The 20554-nt window shown below is 32.9% G+C and carries 21 protein-coding genes; 13 read left to right on the top strand and 8 right to left on the bottom strand.

Features of this window, described 5'->3' with window-relative positions:
* Positions 1 to 4: 4 nt before the first annotated feature.
* The 3 genes from ACUN3A_RS10540 to ACUN3A_RS10530 all read right to left on the bottom strand — a co-directional run bounded on the left by ACUN3A_RS10540 (position 5) and on the right by ACUN3A_RS10530 (position 2576).
* Positions 5 to 1339, bottom strand: coding sequence for a TolC family protein (locus tag ACUN3A_RS10540; protein ID WP_445551253.1), 1335 nt, complete (start codon positions 1337 to 1339; stop codon positions 5 to 7).
* Between the two features lie 16 nt (positions 1340 to 1355).
* Positions 1356 to 1946, bottom strand: a complete 591-nt coding sequence (locus ACUN3A_RS10535; protein ID WP_445551252.1) for a TetR/AcrR family transcriptional regulator — start codon at positions 1944 to 1946, stop codon at positions 1356 to 1358.
* 108 nt (positions 1947 to 2054) lie between these two features.
* Complete coding sequence (locus tag ACUN3A_RS10530) at positions 2055 to 2576, bottom strand: YceI family protein (RefSeq protein WP_445551251.1); 522 nt, start codon at positions 2574 to 2576, stop codon at positions 2055 to 2057.
* 291 nt (positions 2577 to 2867) lie between these two features.
* On the opposite strand from ACUN3A_RS10530, the gene ACUN3A_RS10525 reads away from it, so the two are divergent.
* Positions 2868 to 3842 (top strand): polyprenyl synthetase family protein, encoded by a 975-nt coding sequence (locus tag ACUN3A_RS10525; RefSeq protein ID WP_445551250.1) that lies wholly within the window; start codon positions 2868 to 2870, stop codon positions 3840 to 3842.
* A 149-nt stretch (positions 3843 to 3991) separates the two neighbouring features.
* A complete protein-coding gene (locus ACUN3A_RS10520; RefSeq protein ID WP_445551249.1) occupies positions 3992 to 4345 on the top strand; it encodes a hypothetical protein in 354 nt (117 codons plus the stop codon).
* Between the two features lie 81 nt (positions 4346 to 4426).
* Here the strand turns inward: ACUN3A_RS10520 and ACUN3A_RS10515 are convergent, their stop codons facing one another.
* Entirely contained in the window at positions 4427 to 4978 is a 552-nt protein-coding gene (locus tag ACUN3A_RS10515; RefSeq protein WP_445551248.1) for a hypothetical protein, read from the bottom strand.
* Between the two features lie 116 nt (positions 4979 to 5094).
* Between ACUN3A_RS10515 and ACUN3A_RS10510 the strand changes: the two genes are divergently transcribed.
* The 4 genes from ACUN3A_RS10510 (at position 5095) to ACUN3A_RS10495 (ending at position 11456) form a co-directional block, all read left to right on the top strand.
* Positions 5095 to 7866 (top strand): 2-oxoglutarate dehydrogenase E1 component, encoded by a 2772-nt coding sequence (locus tag ACUN3A_RS10510; RefSeq protein ID WP_445551247.1) that lies wholly within the window; start codon positions 5095 to 5097, stop codon positions 7864 to 7866.
* Positions 7867 to 8023: 157 nt separating this feature from the next.
* Positions 8024 to 9259 (top strand): 2-oxoglutarate dehydrogenase complex dihydrolipoyllysine-residue succinyltransferase, encoded by a 1236-nt coding sequence (gene odhB / locus ACUN3A_RS10505; protein ID WP_445551246.1) that lies wholly within the window; start codon positions 8024 to 8026, stop codon positions 9257 to 9259.
* A gap of 86 nt (positions 9260 to 9345) precedes the next feature.
* Positions 9346 to 10131 (top strand): ThuA domain-containing protein, encoded by a 786-nt coding sequence (locus ACUN3A_RS10500; RefSeq protein ID WP_445551245.1) that lies wholly within the window; start codon positions 9346 to 9348, stop codon positions 10129 to 10131.
* 89 nt (positions 10132 to 10220) lie between these two features.
* A complete protein-coding gene (locus tag ACUN3A_RS10495; protein WP_445551244.1) occupies positions 10221 to 11456 on the top strand; it encodes a TCR/Tet family MFS transporter in 1236 nt (411 codons plus the stop codon).
* Here the strand turns inward: ACUN3A_RS10495 and ACUN3A_RS10490 are convergent.
* Positions 11431 to 11868 (bottom strand): retropepsin-like aspartic protease, encoded by a 438-nt coding sequence (locus tag ACUN3A_RS10490; RefSeq protein WP_445551243.1) that lies wholly within the window; start codon positions 11866 to 11868, stop codon positions 11431 to 11433. The two genes, ACUN3A_RS10495 and ACUN3A_RS10490, sit on opposite strands and share 26 nt — an antisense overlap.
* 306 nt (positions 11869 to 12174) lie before the next feature.
* Between ACUN3A_RS10490 and ACUN3A_RS10485 the strand changes: the two genes are divergently transcribed.
* Positions 12175 to 12774, top strand: coding sequence for a TetR/AcrR family transcriptional regulator (locus tag ACUN3A_RS10485; RefSeq protein WP_445551242.1), 600 nt, complete (start codon positions 12175 to 12177; stop codon positions 12772 to 12774).
* Between the two features lie 54 nt (positions 12775 to 12828).
* Here ACUN3A_RS10485 and ACUN3A_RS10480 read toward each other — a convergent pair whose 3' ends face one another.
* The 3 genes from ACUN3A_RS10480 to ACUN3A_RS10470 form a co-directional block, all read right to left on the bottom strand.
* Positions 12829 to 13101 carry a DUF4242 domain-containing protein gene (locus ACUN3A_RS10480; RefSeq protein ID WP_445551241.1) on the bottom strand — a complete coding sequence of 91 codons (273 nt, stop codon included), beginning with the start codon at positions 13099 to 13101 and terminating at the stop codon, positions 12829 to 12831.
* A 414-nt stretch (positions 13102 to 13515) separates the two neighbouring features.
* Positions 13516 to 13875, bottom strand: coding sequence for a toxin-antitoxin system YwqK family antitoxin (locus ACUN3A_RS10475; RefSeq protein ID WP_445551240.1), 360 nt, complete (start codon positions 13873 to 13875; stop codon positions 13516 to 13518).
* A 262-nt stretch (positions 13876 to 14137) separates the two neighbouring features.
* Positions 14138 to 15178 carry a TlpA family protein disulfide reductase gene (locus tag ACUN3A_RS10470; protein ID WP_445551239.1) on the bottom strand — a complete coding sequence of 347 codons (1041 nt, stop codon included), beginning with the start codon at positions 15176 to 15178 and terminating at the stop codon, positions 14138 to 14140.
* Positions 15179 to 15340: 162 nt separating this feature from the next.
* On the opposite strand from ACUN3A_RS10470, the gene aspS reads away from it, so the two are divergent.
* From aspS to ACUN3A_RS10440, 6 genes are all read left to right on the top strand, one after another.
* Positions 15341 to 17095 carry an aspartate--tRNA ligase gene (aspS, locus tag ACUN3A_RS10465; RefSeq protein WP_445551238.1) on the top strand — a complete coding sequence of 585 codons (1755 nt, stop codon included), beginning with the start codon at positions 15341 to 15343 and terminating at the stop codon, positions 17093 to 17095.
* A 110-nt stretch (positions 17096 to 17205) separates the two neighbouring features.
* A complete protein-coding gene (locus ACUN3A_RS10460) occupies positions 17206 to 17400 on the top strand; it encodes a cold-shock protein (RefSeq protein WP_077378011.1) in 195 nt (64 codons plus the stop codon).
* Positions 17401 to 17633: 233 nt separating this feature from the next.
* Positions 17634 to 17999, top strand: coding sequence for an NADH-quinone oxidoreductase subunit A (locus ACUN3A_RS10455; RefSeq protein ID WP_445551237.1), 366 nt, complete (start codon positions 17634 to 17636; stop codon positions 17997 to 17999).
* A gap of 172 nt (positions 18000 to 18171) precedes the next feature.
* The gene (locus ACUN3A_RS10450) at positions 18172 to 18720 is read left to right on the top strand and encodes an NADH-quinone oxidoreductase subunit B (RefSeq protein WP_315148986.1); all 549 of its coding nucleotides are present in this window, start codon (positions 18172 to 18174) and stop codon (positions 18718 to 18720) included.
* Between the two features lie 4 nt (positions 18721 to 18724).
* Entirely contained in the window at positions 18725 to 19258 is a 534-nt protein-coding gene (locus ACUN3A_RS10445; RefSeq protein ID WP_445551236.1) for an NADH-quinone oxidoreductase subunit C, read from the top strand.
* 23 nt (positions 19259 to 19281) lie between these two features.
* Complete coding sequence (locus ACUN3A_RS10440) at positions 19282 to 20520, top strand: NADH-quinone oxidoreductase subunit D (RefSeq protein WP_445551235.1); 1239 nt, start codon at positions 19282 to 19284, stop codon at positions 20518 to 20520.
* Positions 20521 to 20554 lie beyond the last annotated feature (34 nt).

Genomic DNA, 20554 nt, shown 5'->3' with positions numbered 1-20554 from the left:
TTAGTTATTTATTTAGTGTTTTTAGTTCTCCTTTTGATTTGATTAATGCTACTTCTGCTATTTTGTAATTTAAAATGGCACGAGTGTAATTGTTTTGCGCTTCAAGTGATGCATTTTGCGCATCCAATAAATCAGTTAATGATGCTAAACCTTGAAGGTAATTGTTTTTAGTATTTTTCTGAATCTCTTCAGCCAATCTCATATTTTCTTTTTGATTGGTGATGGTTACATAGTTGTTTTCAATCTGAGCTTTTGCATTTCTATAATCCAAATCAAGAGAAAGTTGCGTGTCTTTTATATCTTCTTGAACCAATCTAATATCAACATCAGCTTGTCTTACTCTAGAACGAGTTCCAAAACCAGTAAAAATTGGAACTCTCAAATTTAAACCAACTGCAGAATAATCGGACCAGTACACACCATTTTTAGGTTTTGCAAACCAAGGCATTTCAGGACCTTGACCTATATAATTATACCCTGCTACCAAAGAAAGTGTTGGATAAAGTTCTGCTTGAATGGCTTTCTTTTGAAACACTAACAATTCTTCTTGTTTCTTCAAAAGCAAAAATTCTGTCCTGTTTGCGGTGTTTGGAGCTTCTGCAAATGTTTCAGGTATGATATCGTAGATTGTTTCTGGAATTACAAATTTATTCTCAATAGGCATTCCCATATAGAATTTTAATGCGTTTTCTTGTAATTCTAATTGATTTTTTACTTGTTGGCGTTCGGTATCAATGTTAGACATTTTTACTACAATTCGATCTAAATCGGTTTTTTTAGCCAATCCATTGTCAAATTGTCCTTTTACAATATCACGAACTCTTACAGTATTCACATAATTACTGTCTAATAACACCAATCTTTCGCGTTGAACATATACTGCATAATAATTATTTGCAACTCTTTCAATAACTTGTTCTTCGGTCAATTGGTTATTGATTTGATAAAATTCACGAGTAGATTTTGCAGCTCTCAATCCAGTAAAAACTGACAAATCAAAAAGTGCTTGATTCAATGAAACACCAAGTCCTGAAGTCCAATCTTGACCAAAAGTAGCTTTTATAGAGGTTCCAGGTGCACCAAAAGCCGCTCCATCAATAATATTAGTTTGTAAAATAGGATTATAGGTTAAACTTCCATTAGCTACAATTTGAGGCAAAGCTCTAGAGCGAATTTCCTGAATTTTGTATTCACTATTTTCAATTTCTAATCTTGATTTTTTGGCATCTGCTTTATTTTCAAGAGCATAATTTATAGCATCTTTTAATGTTAGCGTTTGAATTTGTGCATTGGCCGTAATACCAATTGAACACAAAAATATAAGAATTGTTTTTTTCATTGATGATGATTATTTATTAATGTATTTTTAATTGTTTTTCTAGTTCGATGATTCCTTCTGTTGTTGCCATTGCTCTGGTATGATACTCTAAAGCTTCATATTCTAATTGCTTTGCTTCACTCTCAGAGGCCGTATTTTCATTAATATTAAAAATTAAATAGTAATAGAATTTGACATAAGCTTCTACATTCAAGTCATTACGATATAGTTTTTGTTCAATCCCTTTTTGAATATTTTGTCTAAAACAAAATTCACATTCTTCAATTTGAAATTTTAAAGTATTTTTATAAATCTCCGGATAATGCTTTTTTAATTGGAATATTGGAGAAGTATCAGAAGATTTAAATAATTCGACAAACATGCGTCTGATTTCAAAATTTTCTTCAATTGCATTGTAGTTTTTCGAAATTGCGTTATCTATAAGTTGATGTACTTCTTTATGAAGTAATTGCACACTCTCTTCAACCAGTATTTCTTTGTTGCAAAAATATTTGTAAATTGTTTTTTTAGAAATACACATTTCCCCTGCAATATCATCCATAGTAATGCTTTTAAAACCTAGTTTTAAAAACATTTCGCCTGCTTTTTCTATAATTTTATCTTTCATTTTGCGGCAACTTTTACTTCATAAAGTCTTAAACTGCTAAAACTGTTAAAGTTAATTATTAAATGAGATTATTTTATATTCTCTTTAATAAGAAAATATTATTTTTTTTTAATGCGTAAATTCTAAATTGGCAATAAGTTTAATTTCTTTACCAATTGGGGTGTATCCATTTTGCGAAAGCAAATTATAATTCAAGCCAAAATCTTTACGATTAATACTTCCTGTAATTTCAAAAGATGCTTTTTCTACACCATTGTAATTGTTGAATCCGATAAACTCAGTATCAAATTCGACTACTTTTGTAATGTTTTTGATAGTCAAAAAACCTTTTAAGAAATTGATATTTTTATTTATTTTTTGAAAAGAAGTTGATTTGAATTGAATCAAAGGAGTTTCATTTTCTTCAAATAAATCGGTAAGTTTCATTTCCTTGTTTTTTTCGTCAGAAGCATTTTTTTTGTTATTTACATTTAAGGAGAACTCTATAGAAGCATCCTCTACTTCATTATTTTGTATTGCTACATGCCCTTTAAGGTTGTTAGTGTTACCTGGCAAGTAACCTATTAAGGAATGTCTAGATTTTATTACAACGTCTGATTCATTAGAATCAATAGCCCATGCATTTTCCATAATAATTATTTTTTTAGTAATAGTATATCCTGATATTTTGTTTTTTGATTTTTTTTAAATGTACTTTGGAAACTTTGAACACCGATAAAGTTTCTTTTGTTTTGCAAATATAGAAAGGAAACTTTAAATACCAATAAAGTTTCCAATGTTTTTTTTCAATGCATATCATAAGAAAAAATTATAGTTCCATTTTTACAGTAATTTACAATTCAATAATTCACATTTGAATTGTATCTTTGAGGCTTTATATTCTAAGAAAAAATCTCCATAGAGTAAACTAGATCTCATTTTATGCACGCAATTCATCAGTATCAAGAATTTTTTATCACCTATTTAGAAAGCCAAACTATCAATAAAGAACCCAAAAATTTATACGCACCTATAGATTATATTTTGAGTTTAGGAGGAAAAAGAATAAGACCTGTATTGACATTATTGTCTGCAGAAGTTTTTGAAGCAGAATACACAAAAGCACTTCCTGCAGCTATGGCTGTGGAAGTTTTTCATAATTTTTCGCTAGTGCATGATGACATTATGGATGATGCTCCTTTGAGAAGAGGACAACAAACTGTTCATGAAAAATGGAATATCAATACTGGAATCCTTTCAGGTGACGCCATGCTAATTTTGGCATACCAATATTTTGAACAATATGAACCGATTGTCTTTAGAGACTTAGCAAAACTATTTAGCAAAACAGCTATTGAGGTTTGCGAAGGACAACAATGGGATGTGGATTTTGAAACCCGAACAGATGTTACTATCCCGGAATATCTAAAAATGATTGAATACAAAACTGCCGTTTTAGTTGCTGCAGCAATGAAAATGGGAGCAATTATCGCAAATACTTCTAGCGAAAATGCTAATTTGATTTATGATTTTGGGCTTCATTTAGGCCTAGCTTTCCAGTTACAAGATGATTATTTGGATGCTTTTGGAGATCCCGAAACTTTTGGAAAACAAGTAGGAGGTGATATTATCGAAAATAAAAAAACGTACCTATATCTAAAGGCTTTAGAATTTTCATCTAAAGAAAAAGCGACTCAATTACAAACATTATTTACTACACAATTAGATAATAATGATGATAAAATAGAAACTGCAAAGGTTATTTTCAATGAATCAGGCGCTTCAAAAGCAACACAACAAGCTATTGAAGAATACACTTTTAAGGCTTTTGAAACCTTAGAAAAAATGACAATTTCAGAAGAAAAAAAGAACATTCTTAAAACTTTTGGAGAAAATCTAATGGGAAGAACGGTTTAGATTTTTGATTTAAGATTACCGATTTTTGATTGCAGATTTTAAAACCTAAAATTGTCACTCCTTCTTTCTAATGTTATTAATTGTAAAAAGCCGATTATTTAAATTTAAATCTAAAATCTGAATTCAAAAATCATCATTCAAAAATCTCCATGTTTATAGCACCAATAAATACCGATTTATTACTTAAAGAAGCTGAGCAGGAAATGCTTTATCAGCAACTAATTCTTCAATTGAACAAAGATTTTAATCTTGCAAATGAAGGAATTGATTTCCCAATGAGCATTTTGCCTGAAGAATTAAAAATCCAACTGCACGAAAAAATATATCGAATGATTCAGTACAAATTTGCTGAATATTTGAATTTACTTTATATCATCGATGTTTCGGAAGACCAAATCAAAAAACTCGATGGCTCGGATTTAGTTATTCTCGCTGAAGATGTTGCTTTTCTCATCTTAAAAAGAGAATGGCAGAAAGTTTGGTTCAGGAATAAATACAAGTAGTTACTAAGAATCTGAGACACTAAGAGCTTGATAAAACTACCTTAGAAACTAAGCATCTCAGATTCTTAGCAACTTCAAAAATCAAAAATATGCTCTCACAAAAGGCATAAGAGCATCACCATATACATTGTCATTTTCGTCAAACAAAACATTATAGGCAAGTCCTACAGTTACATTTCCAGTTCTATAACCCGCACCCAAGAATAATGCCGTATTCCAAAAATTGTCTGTATAGCCATTTTGACCGTGATACGATTCATAGTGGTTATTGACATACGATTCATTTAAATTTATTGATAACTGAATTTGTGGAATCGGATTGATATACGTCAGAAAACTCACTCCATAAATTCCAGAATCATAATATCCTTTAGAAGAAACATAACTAGCCTGAAGACCTATACCTGTGGCCAAATACTGATTTACATTATAAATTGCACTAGGAGCGATAGAAATATCGGTATAACCACTTCCAAAACTTATCCCTAATCCACCTCCAAATTGTACTTTTTGCCAAAAAGGATTTCTCGATTGCGGCATTTGTGAGTTTTGAGCTATTACGTTTTCGCAAAACAGTACTGTAATGACTATCAAAATAATCTTAGTTACGACAGAAAACAGGTATTTTTTCATGTAGACAGGTTTTTTTAACAAATTTTTACGTAAAAGTACGTAAAAAAATAGATTTAAATAAATTGCTTTATTGTATTTTTGCCAAACTATTTAACAAAAGTATATTCAATAACATTATGGATAGGTTTTCATTTTTAAACGCGGCACATACAGAATTTTTTGCTCAATTATACGATCAATATTTAGAAAATCCAGATAGCGTAGAGCCTAGTTGGAGAAGTTTTTTTCAAGGTTTCGACTTTGGAATGACCACTTATAATGAAGAAAACCCAGTTCAACGTATAGTTGAATATATAGAGACTGGTGCTGATTGTAGTTTGGTTTCAGATAAATTACAAAAAGAATTCAATGTTTTAAAGTTAATTGACGGATACCGTGTTCGTGGACATTTGTTTACAAAAACAAATCCAGTTCGCGATCGTAGAGTTTCTTCACCATCATTAGATATTGAAAATTTTGGCTTGACAACAGCTGATTTAACAACAGTTTTTGATGCAGGTCAGGTTATTGGAATTCCTTCTGCTACTTTACAAGACATCATCGCTCGCCTTAAAGCAATATATTGTCAGCATATTGGGATTGAATATATGTATATCCGAAATCCTGGTGTTGTAAAATGGTTTCAGGATAAATTAGGAGTCAATAACAACCAACCTAATTTCTCTACTGATGAAAAGAAAAGAATCTTAAACAAATTAAATCAAGCGGTTTCCTTTGAGAACTTTTTGCATACCAAATATGTTGGTCAAAAACGTTTCTCATTAGAAGGAGGAGAATCTGTAATTCCTGCACTTGATGCTTTGATTGAAAAAGCAGCTGAAAAAGGAGTTGAGCAATTTGTAATGGGAATGGCTCACCGTGGACGTTTGAACGTTTTGGCAAATATTTTCGGAAAATCTACACAAGATATCTTTGGTGAATTTGACGGAAAAGATTACGATCAAGAGTATTTTGATGGAGACGTAAAATACCATTTAGGTCTTACAGCAGATAAAATTACTAGCACTGGTAAAAAAATAAACATCAATTTAGCACCAAATCCTTCTCACCTAGAAACAGTAGGTGCAGTAATTGAAGGTATCACAAGAGCTAAACAAGATAAATATTTCGCAGATGATTTCTCTAAAGTTTTACCAATTGCCGTACACGGTGATGCCGCAATTGCTGGGCAAGGTATCCTATACGAGATCATCCAAATGGCACAATTAGATGGATACAAAACAGGAGGAACAATTCATATCGTAATTAATAATCAAGTTGGTTTTACAACTAATTATTTAGACGCTCGTTCTTCTACTTATTGTACGGATGTTGCCAAAGTAACACTTTCTCCAGTATTACACGTAAATGCAGACGATGCTGAAGCTGTTGTACATGCAATGTCATTTGCATTAGATTATAGAATGGAGTTTGGACGTGACGTATTTATTGATTTATTAGGATATAGAAAATACGGTCATAACGAAGGTGACGAACCTCGTTTTACACAACCCGTTCTATATAAAATAATTGCTAAACATCAAAACCCTAGAGACATATATGCTGAAAAGTTATTATCTGAAGGTGTTATTGATGCCAATCATGTAAATGGTTTAGAAAAAGAATACAAAGCTGACTTAGAGCAAAATTTAGAAGCATCGCGCAAAAAGAATTTGACAATCATTACACCATTTATGCAAAATGAATGGAATGGATTTAAGCAAGTTTCTGATGATGTGATGTTGCAAAATGTAGATACTTCTTTCCCTAAAGAAACATTAGATTCGATTATAAAAACGATTTCTACTCTACCATCAGACAAAAAGTTCATCAACAAGATAACTAAAATTGTTACGGATAGAAAAACAGGATATGACAATAACACATTAGATTGGGGAACTGCAGAAGCATTAGCTTACGGTTCACTTTTGACAGAAGGATTTGATATTCGTATTTCTGGACAAGATGTTGAGCGTGGTACATTCTCTCACCGTCATGCCGTAGTTAAAGTAGAAGATTCAGAAGAAGAAGTAATCTTATTAAACGATATCGAGAACAAAAAAGGAAAATTCGGAGTATTCAATTCGTTTTTATCTGAGTACGGTGTTCTTGGTTTTGATTATGGTTATGCTTTGGCAAATCCAAATGCATTAACGATTTGGGAAGCACAATTTGGAGATTTCTCTAATGGAGCACAAATTATGATTGACCAATACATTTCTTGTGGTGAAGATAAATGGAACAACCAAAACGGTATTGTTTTATTATTACCACACGGATACGAAGGACAAGGAGCAGAACACTCTTCAGCAAGAATGGAACGTTACTTACAATTGTGCGCTAGACAAAATATGTATGTTGCCGATTGTACAACGCCAGCTAACTTCTTTCACTTGTTGAGAAGACAAATGAAAACAACTTTCCGTAAGCCTTTGGTAGTTTTCTCTCCAAAAAGTTTATTGCGTGATCCAAGATGCGTTTCAACTGTAGAAGAATTAGAAAAAGGAAGCTTCCAAGAAACTATTGATGACGAAGCAGTAAACAAAAAAGATGTGAAAACATTAGTTTTCGTTACAGGTAAATTCTACTATGATATTGTAGCTGAAAGAGAAAATAACGGAAGAAAAGATGTTGCAGTTGTTCGTGTGGAGCAATTGTTCCCTTTCCCTGCTGAGCAAATCAAAGCGATTATAGCTAAATATCCAAATGCAGATGATTATGTTTGGGCTCAAGAAGAACCTAAAAACATGGGAGCTTACAGCTTTATGTTGATGAATTTTGATTTTATCAAATGGAGACTAGCTTCATTAAAAGCATATGCAGCACCTGCTTCTGGAAGTTATACAAGAGCAAAACGCCGTCATGCAGATGCAATCAGAATGGTATTTGATAAAAATTTATTTAGATAATAAGGAGCTATTTCCTGCTGTCCACTGTATCTTTTCCTTTTTAAAGAAAAAAGAAAAAGGATGCCGTTTCCATCAGGGCTAGAAAAAAATAACAATAAACAGAAGTTGTTTTTAAAACAATTTAAAATTTAAAATTCATCATTTAAAATAATAAGACATGATTTTAGAAATGAAAGTCCCATCACCAGGGGAATCAATCAAAGAAGTAGAAATTGCAACATGGTTAGTAAAGGACGGAGATTATGTAGAAAAAGACCAAGCTATTGCTGAGGTTGATTCTGACAAAGCAACTCTAGAATTACCAGCTGAAATGAGCGGAATTATTACGCTAAAAGCAGAAGAAGGTGACGCAGTAGCAGTTGGGGCAGTAGTTTGTCTTATTGATACTGACGGAGTAAAACCATCAGGTTCAACTCCTGCAGCAGCTCCAGTAGCTGAAGCACCAAAAGCAGCACCTGCACCTGCAACGGCTCCAGCTCCAGTTGCATCAGCGCCTGCACCTGCAGCATCTTATGCAGCAGGAACTCCATCTCCAGCAGCTAAAAAAATATTAGACGAAAAAAATATCGCTCCAGCAACAGTTTCAGGAACTGGTAAAGGCGGAAGAATCACTAAAGATGACGCTGTAAATGCAGTACCTTCAATGGGAACTCCAACTGGTGGAAACCGTGGTCAAGAACGTACGAAATTATCAATGTTGCGTCGTAAAGTAGCTGAAAGATTAGTAGCTGCTAAAAACGAAACTGCAATGTTGACTACTTTCAATGAAGTTAACATGACGCCAATCAACTTGATTCGTAACGAATACAAAGATGCATTCAAAGCAAAACATGGTGGTCTTGGTTTAGGATATATGTCATTCTTTACAAAAGCAGTTACTAGAGCTTTAGAATTGTTCCCAGACGTAAACTCTATGATGGACGGTGATCACAAAATTGCTTTCGATTTTGCAGATATCTCTATCGCAGTTTCTGGACCAAAAGGATTAATGGTTCCTGTAGTTCGTAATGCTGAAAACTTAACTTTCCGTGGTGTTGAAGCGGATATCAAAAGATTAGCTTTAAAAGCACGTGATGGTCAAATCACTGTTGATGATATGACAGGTGGTACATTTACAATTACAAATGGTGGTGTATTTGGTTCTATGTTATCTACTCCAATTATCAATCCTCCTCAATCTGGAATCTTAGGAATGCACAACATTATCGAGCGTCCAATTGCTGTAAACGGTAAAGTGGAAATTCACCCAATGATGTATGTAGCACTTTCTTATGACCACAGAATCATCGACGGACGTGAGTCAGTTGGTTTCTTGGTTGCCGTAAAAGAAGCTTTAGAAAACCCATTAGAATTATTGATGGGCGGAAATGCTAAAAAAGCATTAGAATTGTAATTCATATAATTTTCAATACTAAAAATCCCAAATGATTTATTTCATTTGGGATTTTCTTTTTACATTCGAAAAATAAATAGTTAGATATGAAAATCAAGTTAATCGTACTTACCATTATTTTGGGTTTGAATTCTGTTTTTGCAAATCCACCAGTCAAAAAACGTGTTTTAGTTTATACCAAAAACGGAGAAGGATATGTGCATAAAAATATTGCCGCCAGTGTTGAGGCTTTAAAAAAAATTGGCGAAGCAAACAACTTAATTGTTGATGTTTCAGATGATCCTTCAGTAATGACTATCGATAATCTGGCAAAATACAGCTGTCTTATTTTTTCGAACACCAATAATGAAATCTTTAATTCCGAAGAACAACGACAAGCTTTTGCCGCTTATATTCATCGTGGCGGCTCTTTCGTAGGGATTCACAGTACTTCAGGATCTGAACGTTCATGGCCTTGGTTTACCGCAATGATTGGAGGAAGATTTAAAAAGCATCCTGCTTTTCAGTCTTTCGAAATTAAAGTAATTAATCCAAATCATCCTTCGACTTCGATGCTACCTGAAAAATGGATAAAAGAAGACGAATGTTATTATATGGATGAACTCAATCCTAATATCCAAGTGCTATTGGCTGCCGATTTACGAACAGTAAAGGATAGTGAAAAAGCAGTCTATCCAGGGCGCATTTTTGGAGATTATTTTCCATTGGCTTGGCACCACGAATTTGAAGGCGCCAGAGTGTTTTATACCGCTTTGGGACATGATAGCAAAGATTATGTTGATCCTATATACATTCAACATCTTACAGGCGGAATTTTATGGGCATTGGGAGAAAATCCAAAAGAAGAAAATTCAAAAAAATCAAGAAAATAGAAACCTAAAAGCACTATTACAGTTGTAAAATCTTTAGTAGTTTTCAATTTATTCAGATTTCGAAATTACAATCTAATCAATACTTATTCATGTCATCAAATAAAAAACAAGCTGCTATCAGCTTTATCTTCATCACAATGTTAATCGATATTACGGGCTGGGGAATTATCATTCCGGTTATTCCAAAATTGATTAAAGAATTAATACACGGCGATGTTAGTGAGGCAGCAAAATATGGTGGCTGGTTAACCTTTGCGTATGCAATAACCCAATTTATGTTTGCCCCTTTAATTGGTAATTTGAGTGATAAATTTGGAAGAAGACCCATCATTTTAATATCGTTATTTGCCTTTTCACTAGATTACATATTATTAGCATTTGCTCCAACAATTACTTGGCTATTTATAGGAAGAATAATTGCAGGATTAACAGGAGCAAGTATTTCAACAGCTTCGGCGTATATCGCCGATGTGAGCACACCTGAGAACAGAGCCAAAAACTTTGGAATGATTGGCGTAGCTTTTGGTCTCGGATTTATAATTGGCCCAGTTATTGGAGGTGTTTTGGGACATTATGGATCTAGAATTCCATTTTATGCGGCAGCAGTATTGTGCATACTAAATTTCATGTACGGATATTTTATTTTGCCCGAATCATTGTCCAAAGAAAATAGAAGACCAGTAAACCTAAAAAGAGCCAATCCGATTGGTGCCTTTTTAAATTTAAAAAAACACCCTTCTCTTTATGGATTATTACTTGCTTTATTTTTAATTTTTGTTGCATCCCATGCTGTAGAAAGCAATTGGAGTTACTTTACAATGTATAAATTTAGTTGGGACGAAAAAATGGTCGGAATTTCACTAGGTGTTGTTGGAATTTTAGTAAGTCTTGTTCAAGGAGGATTGATACGATGGACAAGTAAAAAATTAGGAAATGAAAAAAGTATTTACATCGGAATGACTTTATACACGATTGGAATGTTTTTGTTTGCTTTTGCTTCCGAAAGTTGGATGATGTTTCTTTTTTTGATTCCGTATTGTCTTGCAGGGATTGCTGGTCCAGCATTGCGTGCTATAATTACGGGGCACGTTTTACCGACAGAACAAGGCGAAATTCAAGGAACAATTGCGAGTTTAATGAGTGCTGCAACTATTATTGGTCCGCCAATAATGTCAAGTCTCTTTTATTATTTTACACATAAAGGCTCACCATTTGAATTTGCCGGAATGCCATTTATTCTGGGTGGTTTATTGATGATGATTAGCGGTATTGTTGCTTATTATTCATTGAAAAAATATGCTACTTCAAATACAAACAATGATTAAAATAATCAATAATCCCCTTGCCTTTCATCAAAACATCGGCACCAATAATACCATCAACAGGCTTTGCTTTATAGGAAATTAGCGCTTCGTTTACGTGCGATAAGTCAAAAATAACGAGTTCAAACCCCGAATATTTCCAACTCCCTAATTGTAGCTTATTCTGACTTGCGGTTTGTGTTAGCATACCAACTCCCCCAGCTCCGGCTGCTTTCGTCGTAGAATCTTCTGCTTTGACTTTAAAATTGGAAATGCTTTCAAATCCTATACAACTGTTAGATGCACCAGTGTCTAAAATAAATTTACCCTTAACCCCATTTATTTTAGCTTTGATTAAAAGATGTTGAGTTTTGATAACCTTAAATTTTATCTTTTTGTATTTTTCCTTTTTTAGTAATATTTGTAATTTTTCCATTTTCTAAAGAGATGAATATTCAAAGTAAATCAATTATCATTATAAAAGCTAAAAACAAGTCTTCTAATGTAATTATTAATCATGTTAAGTTTTAAAAAGTAACATTTTTCAACCACTTTGAAAAAATCTAAACTATTCGAATAGACAACTTACTGATTTTGAACATTATAAAATAACCAACTTAAAACTTATTTTGATTATAAAATTTGCTTTCTATATTTGCCTCAATAAAACATCACAAAAATTAATTTTAAAGATAGTTAAACCCAAAACTACTCAATAACCTACAAATAGTTACAAACCAAAATGAAAGAGAAAATTACATCCAAAGCTAGTGACTTGTTTTTAAAACTAGGCTTCAAAAGCGTGACTATGGATGATATTGCAAGTGAAATGTGTATTTCCAAAAAAACCATTTACAAATATTTTTGCAACAAAGAAGTATTGATAGAAAAAAGTACTGAGGAGGTCCATCAAGCACTTCATCAGGTAATAGACACCATTGTAGCCAAAAACTACAATGCAATCGAAGAGAATTTTGAGATTCGAAAAATGTTCAAAGAAATGTTTCAGGCAACTGATACTTCGCCATTATATCAATTAAAAAAACACTATCCCGAAATATATCAAAAAGTAATGTTACGCGAAACGAACAAGTGTAATACGTGCTTTAGACAAAATATAGAAAAAGGTATTGAACAAAAATTATATCGAAAAGAACTCAACATAGATGTTTATGTAAAATTCTATTATGCTTTAATTTTCACCATTAAAGAAAATACTATTTCTGAAAAAGATTCCAGAAACCTAGAATTAGAAGCATTAGAATATCACACCAGAGCCATGACAACTCCGGAAGGCATAATCGAATTGGAAAAGCAATTACTTAAAGCAAAAACAGAATAAATAAATTATTTTAACATAAGAGTAAGAGGTTCATCTACAAAATTTGTTTCAATATCACTCTGCGGTAGTAGGATCAATTATTTCAGCTACAAGACTTATTTTATTCGCGGGAAATCCCCCTTGAGTAGCATGTTCCCGTATCATTTCTTCATTCGGTGCTATATAAACACAGTAAATTTTATCCCCAGCAACATAACTGTGTTTCCACTGAATTTGAGGTCCCATGTTAATTAAAACTCCACAAGATACTTTGGATATATCTTTTAATTGTTCCAATGATAAATTCCCAGCATTAGGAATTTCTCTTTCAATAATGTACTTAGGCATAATAATCAGATAAAAATTTGATAAAAACTATCAGGTAGAAATTCTTTGCATTCTATTCTATATAAGAGTATCTCATAAAAAAACATAGAAGAAACTAGGTAAACAAATGCAATACATATAGCTTTAATTTCAAAACAATATGTGTGACTAAAATCGGCTTTTGCAGGAACACGCAAAAGCCGATTTCTTTACAGTCGCAAAGCTGACAATTAAATTATGACAACAAAACATTTAAACTAACTAATTTTAAATTTTGCTTTACACAATGCGCTGTTTTTGTATATTAAAGTTACGCCAAATTAATTAGATTAATCTAATTTTAACAAAGTTATAAGTCCAAATAATCTTCCGAAAAATAAAAAAACCCATTTTGAAGTTATCAAAATGGGTTTAATATATTTAATAAAAAATTATTTAATTGGAAGTAGCAAAAGCATCTTGTCTCCAATTTTTAATTTTTCCAACTTTATTATTTGTAAAATCTACTTCACAAAGACTATTTTTGTCAGCATTTTGAGACCAGAAAAACCATTTTCCTGTTTTTACACCAGCAACATACTCTCCTGAAGCAATTTTATCACCAGCTTCGTTATACGAAACCCAAATACCATCCAGTTTTCCGTTTACAAAATACCCTTCTTGTTGAACTTGCCCATTTTCATAAAAATAGGTCGCTTTCAATTTTTTTCCAAAAGGCTCTAAAACTGGTTTTCCATCTTGTGCGAAAATAACACCTGAGAATAGTATGGCTACTAAAACTACAAACTTTTTCATATCGTTAATTTTTAATTGTTTACATCTTATACATCAAAATTAAGAACAAAATTTACATTAAAAAAACTTTTACTTAACAATTTCGTAACATAGACAAAAGCTTAACATTGGAAATTAAAAAAGCTAGCAAAATCAACACTTTCGTATTAATCCTTTACAACCATATCTGTAGCAGTTTTAGTCAAAACACAGATTTATAAATAATTCTAAAATAAATTTACTTATTAGAAAATCACAAAAGCGACAACTTTTTTAAATAACTTTAGTTCAACAAAGCATCTAAATCCTTTATCAATTCATCCGAAGACGGCCTTGGGGCAACGGCATTAACTATTTTTCCATTGGGATCAATTAAAATAAACCTTGGAATACTGGTAACCCCATAGCTTTTTGCAAAATCTGAATTCCAAGAGTCATCTGCAAATAACTGAACTCCACCTAGATTTTTCTCTTGCACAACCTTTAACCATTTATCAAAATCATCCTCTTTATCTACAGAAATGCTCACAAAAACAATATTTTTATCATGATATTTTTCTTCTACCTTCTGCAAAAACGGAATCTCTCTCATACAAGGACCACACCAAGTTGCCCAAATATCAATATAAACATATTTACCTTTAAAACTTTCTAATTTTGTTTTAGATCCATTATAATTTCTATATTTAAAATCAGGAGAATTCTTCCCATTCATCTTAATTAATTCAGCATTTTTTAACGCTCTTTCATTATTAGCAGTGGTAGCTAACTCCATTTTTTTCGCATACGAACCTGTTATCTTAGCATATTTAACATCAGCAGCTTTTTTCATATTGGAATTCAAAGCTGGATCCAAAATATATTTATCTACTCTTTCATATTCAGATTGCTTTAATTCTTCAATTTTATTTTTAAAATTAACCTCACCATAGTTATAAATCACTTTCAGGTCATTTTTTTTTGAAGCAATTAAAGACTGTGTTAAAAAATTATTTTCACCAGAGCCAGTTCCTGAAAATACAATAGTTTTATACACATCATTCGCATCCATTTTCAATTTTAAATTATAATTACTCTTCAATAAAATTGAAACATAATTTTTACCATCAAAAAACTTATAACTTCCATCCGCAACTTTTAGCGTGTCTTTGTAAACACCATCTTTGTTTTTTATAATTTTTTTAATCATTTTATCTTGAGTTGAAATAAAAAATGGCCCTTCAGTGTTTGTTATCTCAGCTTCAAAAGTGACATAATTATTATTTTGTGCAAAAATCATGCACGAAGAAATGAATAACGTTGTCATCAAAAATATTTTTTTCATAAAAGTTGTTTTTTGTTTTTTAAGATTTCAAATATAGAGAAATTACCTATGAAATTACATCTCCTACAATAATATCACATTGCATCTTTAATCTATCGGAATAGTTTTTGTGATTAAGTTGTTTTTTGTTTTTACTTTTGCAATCTAAAAAAAATATTTTCAATGTATAGAAGTCATAATTGTGGCGAATTGAACGCCTCACATATCAATACCGAAGTAACACTTGCCGGTTGGGTTCAAAAATCAAGAGACAAAGGTTTTATGAATTGGGTCGATTTACGCGATCGTTACGGAATAACACAATTGATATTTGACGAAAGTCGTTCTATAAAAGAAGTTTTTGAAGCTGCCAAAACATTGGGTCGTGAATACGTGATCCAAGTAAAAGGAACTGTTATTGAGCGTGAAGCCAAAAACAAAAACATTCCTACAGGTGAAATCGAAATTTTGGTTACCGAACTAAACATATTAAATGCTTCGCTAACACCTCCATTTACCATTGAAGATGAAACAGACGGTGGTGAAGACATCCGAATGAAATACCGTTACTTGGACATCCGAAGAAATCCGGTTAAAAACAGTTTGCTTTTCCGTCACAAAGTGGCAATGGAAGTGCGTAAATATCTTTCGGATTTAGATTTCTGTGAAGTGGAAACTCCTTACTTAATCAAATCTACTCCAGAAGGCGCTAGAGATTTTGTTGTTCCTTCCCGCATGAACGAAGGACAATTCTATGCTTTGCCTCAATCTCCTCAAACTTTCAAACAATTATTGATGGTGGGCGGAATGGATAAATATTTCCAAATCGTGAAATGTTTCCGTGACGAGGATTTACGTGCAGACAGACAGCCTGAGTTTACACAAATTGATTGTGAAATGGCTTTTGTGGAGCAAGAAGATATATTAAATATTTTTGAAGGCTTGACTCGTCATTTATTAAAAGAAATAAAAGGCATAGATGTAGATAAATTCCCAAGAATTACCTACGAATACGCCATGAAGACATACGGAAATGACAAACCAGACATTCGTTTCGGAATGGAATTTGGTGAATTGAACGAATTTGCACAGCACAAAGAATTCCCAGTTTTCAACGCTGCAGAATTAGTAGTTGGAATCGCAGTTCCTGGAGCAGGAAACTATACTCGTAAAGAAATTGACGCTTTAATTGACTGGGTAAAACGTCCACAAGTTGGTTCGAGCGGAATGGTATATGCAAAATGCAACGAAGATGGAACTTTTAAATCATCTGTAGATAAATTCTATGATCAAGAAGATTTAACCAATTGGGCAAAAACTACAGGAGCAAAACCAGGAGACATGATTTTTGTTCTTTCAGGACCAGCAGATAAAACAAGAGCGCAACTTTCTGCTCTAAGAATGGAATTGGCAACTCGTTTGGGATTAAGAAATCCAGCTGAATTTGCACCTCTTTGGGTAGTTGATTTCCCTCTATTAGAATTTGATGAAGAAAGCGGACGTTACCACGCCATGCACCACCCATTTACATCTCCAAAACCAGAAGACATGCATTTACTAGAAACCGACCCTGGAAAAGTACGTGCCAATGCTTATGACATGGTATTGAATGGTAATGAAATTGGCGGGGGATCTATTCGTATTCACGACAAAGAAACTCAGCAATTAATGTTTAAATATTTAGGCTTTACCGAAGAAGAAGCAAAAGCACAATTTGGTTTCTTAATGGATGCTTTCCAATTTGGCGCTCCGCCTCATGGTGGTTTAGCATTTGGACTAGATCGTTTAGTAGCCATTTTAGGTGGTCAGGAGACAATTCGTGATTTTATTGCTTTCCCAAAAAATAATTCAGGAAGAGATGTAATGATTGACGCTCCGTCTGTTATCGATGAATCCCAATTAAAGGAATTACATATTAAATTAAATTCAAACAATTAGGCAAAAACACTTGAATATCAATAATTTTAGAAAAAAATTAACACCATAATGATTTTCGTATTATATTAAAGATTACATTTGCCTTATTATAAATTATTATTACTATTACAATGCGTACAGGTACAGTTAAATTTTTCAATGAATCTAAAGGTTACGGATTCATTACAGACGAAGAAACAGGAAAAGACATTTTTGTTCATGCATCAGGAATCAACGCGGAAGAATTACGCGAAGGTGACAGAGTTAGCTATGAAGAAGAAGAAGGAAGAAAAGGTAAAGTTGCAGCTAAAGTAGCAGTACTTTAGTACTTAAAATAGCTTACTGTTTTATTGCAAAAAACGTCTAAAAAACGTTTCGATTTAATCGGAACGTTTTTTTTTGTGCTTAACCCAAAAAAAGCCTGCATAATTCGTTATTTATAATCAATAAAAATTATGTTTTTAAGAAGTTATTAACACTACTTAATGAGTTACAAAACTTGTGTTTTAAATACACTAAGGCTATCTTTGTAACAAAATTTTAAGCAAAATTAAGAATTATGCAATCCGAGCAATTAAACTATATCCCAGTCTTTATGCAGCTTATTTTAGCTGTAGGATTTGTTGTAGGTATGATCATTATTTCTGGTAAATTAGGACCAAAAAGATTATCTGAGAATAAAGACAAAAACTTCGAATGCGGTATTGAATCTGTCGGAAATGCAAGAATCCCTTTTTCGGTAAAATATTTCATTGTAGCTATCTTATTTGTCCTTTTCGATGTTGAAGTAATATTCCTATATCCTTGGGCAGTGAATTTCAAGGAGTTAGGCGTTGAAGGAATGGCAAAAATGATTATCTTTATGATGTTGCTTTTAGTTGGCTTTTTCTACATCATCAAGAAGAAAGCCTTAGAATGGGAATAAATTAAGAATGCAGATTTTAGATTTTAGATTTTAGATTTTTATCCATTATAAAAATTTAAAACTTGAGATTTAAGATTTACTTTTTAAAAAGAATAAAATTGATTTTTTACAATATTGATTTTAATTTAAGATTCAAAAAATCTAAAATCTAAAATCTAAAATCTAAAATTAGATGAGTGATTCAAAAGTAAATATGGTTGCCCCGCCAGAAGGTGTTGTTGGAGAAGGATTCTTTGCCACAAAACTGAATGACGTTGTTGGATTAGCACGTGCCAATTCCCTTTGGCCTTTACCTTTTGCAACTTCTTGTTGCGGAATCGAATTTATGGCAACAATGGCTTCACATTATGACTTAGCACGTTTTGGGTCTGAAAGAGTGAGTTTCTCTCCTCGTCAAGCCGACATGCTATTAGTAATGGGAACTATTTCAAAAAAAATGGCCCCTATTTTACGTCAAGTTTACGAACAAATGGCTGAACCTAGATGGGTAATCGCTGTTGGTGCTTGCGCTTCATCTGGTGGTATTTTTGATACTTACTCTGTATTGCAGGGAATAGACAAAGTAATCCCAGTTGACGTATATGTCCCTGGCTGTCCTCCTCGTCCAGAACAAATCGTAGATGGCGTTATGAGACTACAGGAATTAGTAAAAAGCGAATCTGTAAGAAGAAGAAGTTCACCTGAGTACAAAGAATTATTGGCATCTTACAACATTCAATAAGAAAATGGCATTAGAGACAACAGAAATTCAAGACAAGTTAATCGAAAATTTTGGTTCAAAGGTTTTACAATTTAACCAAGACAGAGATATTTTCACATTCGAAGCGGATTCGGACATCATCACAGCTGTTATCCTTTTTTTAAAGAATGATCCAGATTTACGTTTTCATTTTTTAACCGATTTATGCGCCGTACATTATCCAGATAATGAAGAAAACAGACAATTTGCTGTTGTTTATCATTTACACAATTGGTACGAAAACAAACGCATCAGAATTAAGGCATTCTTAAACGGTACAACTCCAGAAATTAAAAGTTTATCAAATATTTTTTTATGTTCCAATTGGATGGAAAGAGAAACGTATGATTTCTACGGAATCAACTTCATCGGACATCCTCAATTGAAACGTATCTTGAATATGGACGAAATGATTTCTTTTCCAATGCGCAAAGAATTCCCAATGGAAGACAGCGGAAGAACGGATAAAGACGACAGGTATTTTGGTAGAACAACAATCAACCAAGAACTAAAAAAATAAATATAATTTTTCACATTAGATAAATGTCAGAACTATTATTACCACCAGAGCATCGCTATGCTAAAATAATCAAAGAGCGACATAATGAAGACGGAAGCGAGCTTTCTATTCTGAATTTAGGTCCTACCCACCCGGCAACGCATGGTATTTTCCAAAATATCCTGTTAATGGACGGTGAAAGAATTCTGGAAGCTGAACCAACTATTGGTTACATCCACAGAGCTTTTGAAAAAATTGCCGAAAATCGTCCATTTTACCAAATCACACCACTTACTGATAGAATGAACTACTGTTCTTCTCCTATCAACAATATGGGATGGTGGATGACATTAGAAAAATTATTAGATATTGAAGTTCCAAAAAGAGCGCAATACCTAAGAGTTATCATAATGGAATTGGCTCGTATTACTGATCACTTGATTTGTAATTCCATTCTAGGTGTTGATACTGGAGCTTACACTGGTTTCCTTTATGTATTCCAATTTAGAGAAAAGGTATACGAAATTTACGAAGAAATTTGCGGAGCGCGTCTTACTACTAACATGGGAAGAATTGGTGGTTTCGAAAGAGACTGGTCACCAGAAGCTTTTAGAAAACTAGATGACTTTTTAAGAGATTTCCCAATCGCTTGGAAAGAATTTGAAAACTTATTCGAAAGAAACAGAATATTTATCGATAGAACTGTAAATGTTGGAGCTATCTCTGCTGAAAAAGCAATGGCTTATGGATTTACAGGACCAAATTTACGTGCAGCCGGTGTCGATTATGATGTCCGCGTAGCACAGCCTTACAGCTCTTATGAAGACTTTGACTTTATAGTTCCAGTAGGAAAATCGGGAGACACGTACGACCGTTTTTGCGTAAGAAACGCCGAGGTTTGGGAAAGTTTAAGCATTATCCGTCAAGCATTAGACAAAATGCCGGAAGGAAATGAATACCATGCCGAAGTTCCAGAATACTATCTTCCTCCAAAAGAAGACGTATACAACAATATGGAATCATTGATATACCATTTCAAAATTGTAATGGGTGAAGTTCCTGTTCCTGTAGCAGAAATCTACCATCCTGTTGAAGGCGGAAATGGAGAAATAGGATTCTATTTAGTAACAGACGGAAGCAGAACTCCTTATAGATTGCATTTCAGAAGACCTTGCTTTATCTTTTATCAAGCTTATCCAGAGATGATTAAAGGATCAATGTTATCGGATGCGATCGTTATTTTATCAAGTTTAAATGTTATTGCTGGAGAATTAGATGCATAAAAAATTATAAATTTTGAGTTATGAATTATAAATG

It is taken from the genome of Flavobacterium sp. WC2509 (assembly GCF_052683105.1).
This window is presented reverse-complemented; position numbering and strand designations above follow the sequence as displayed.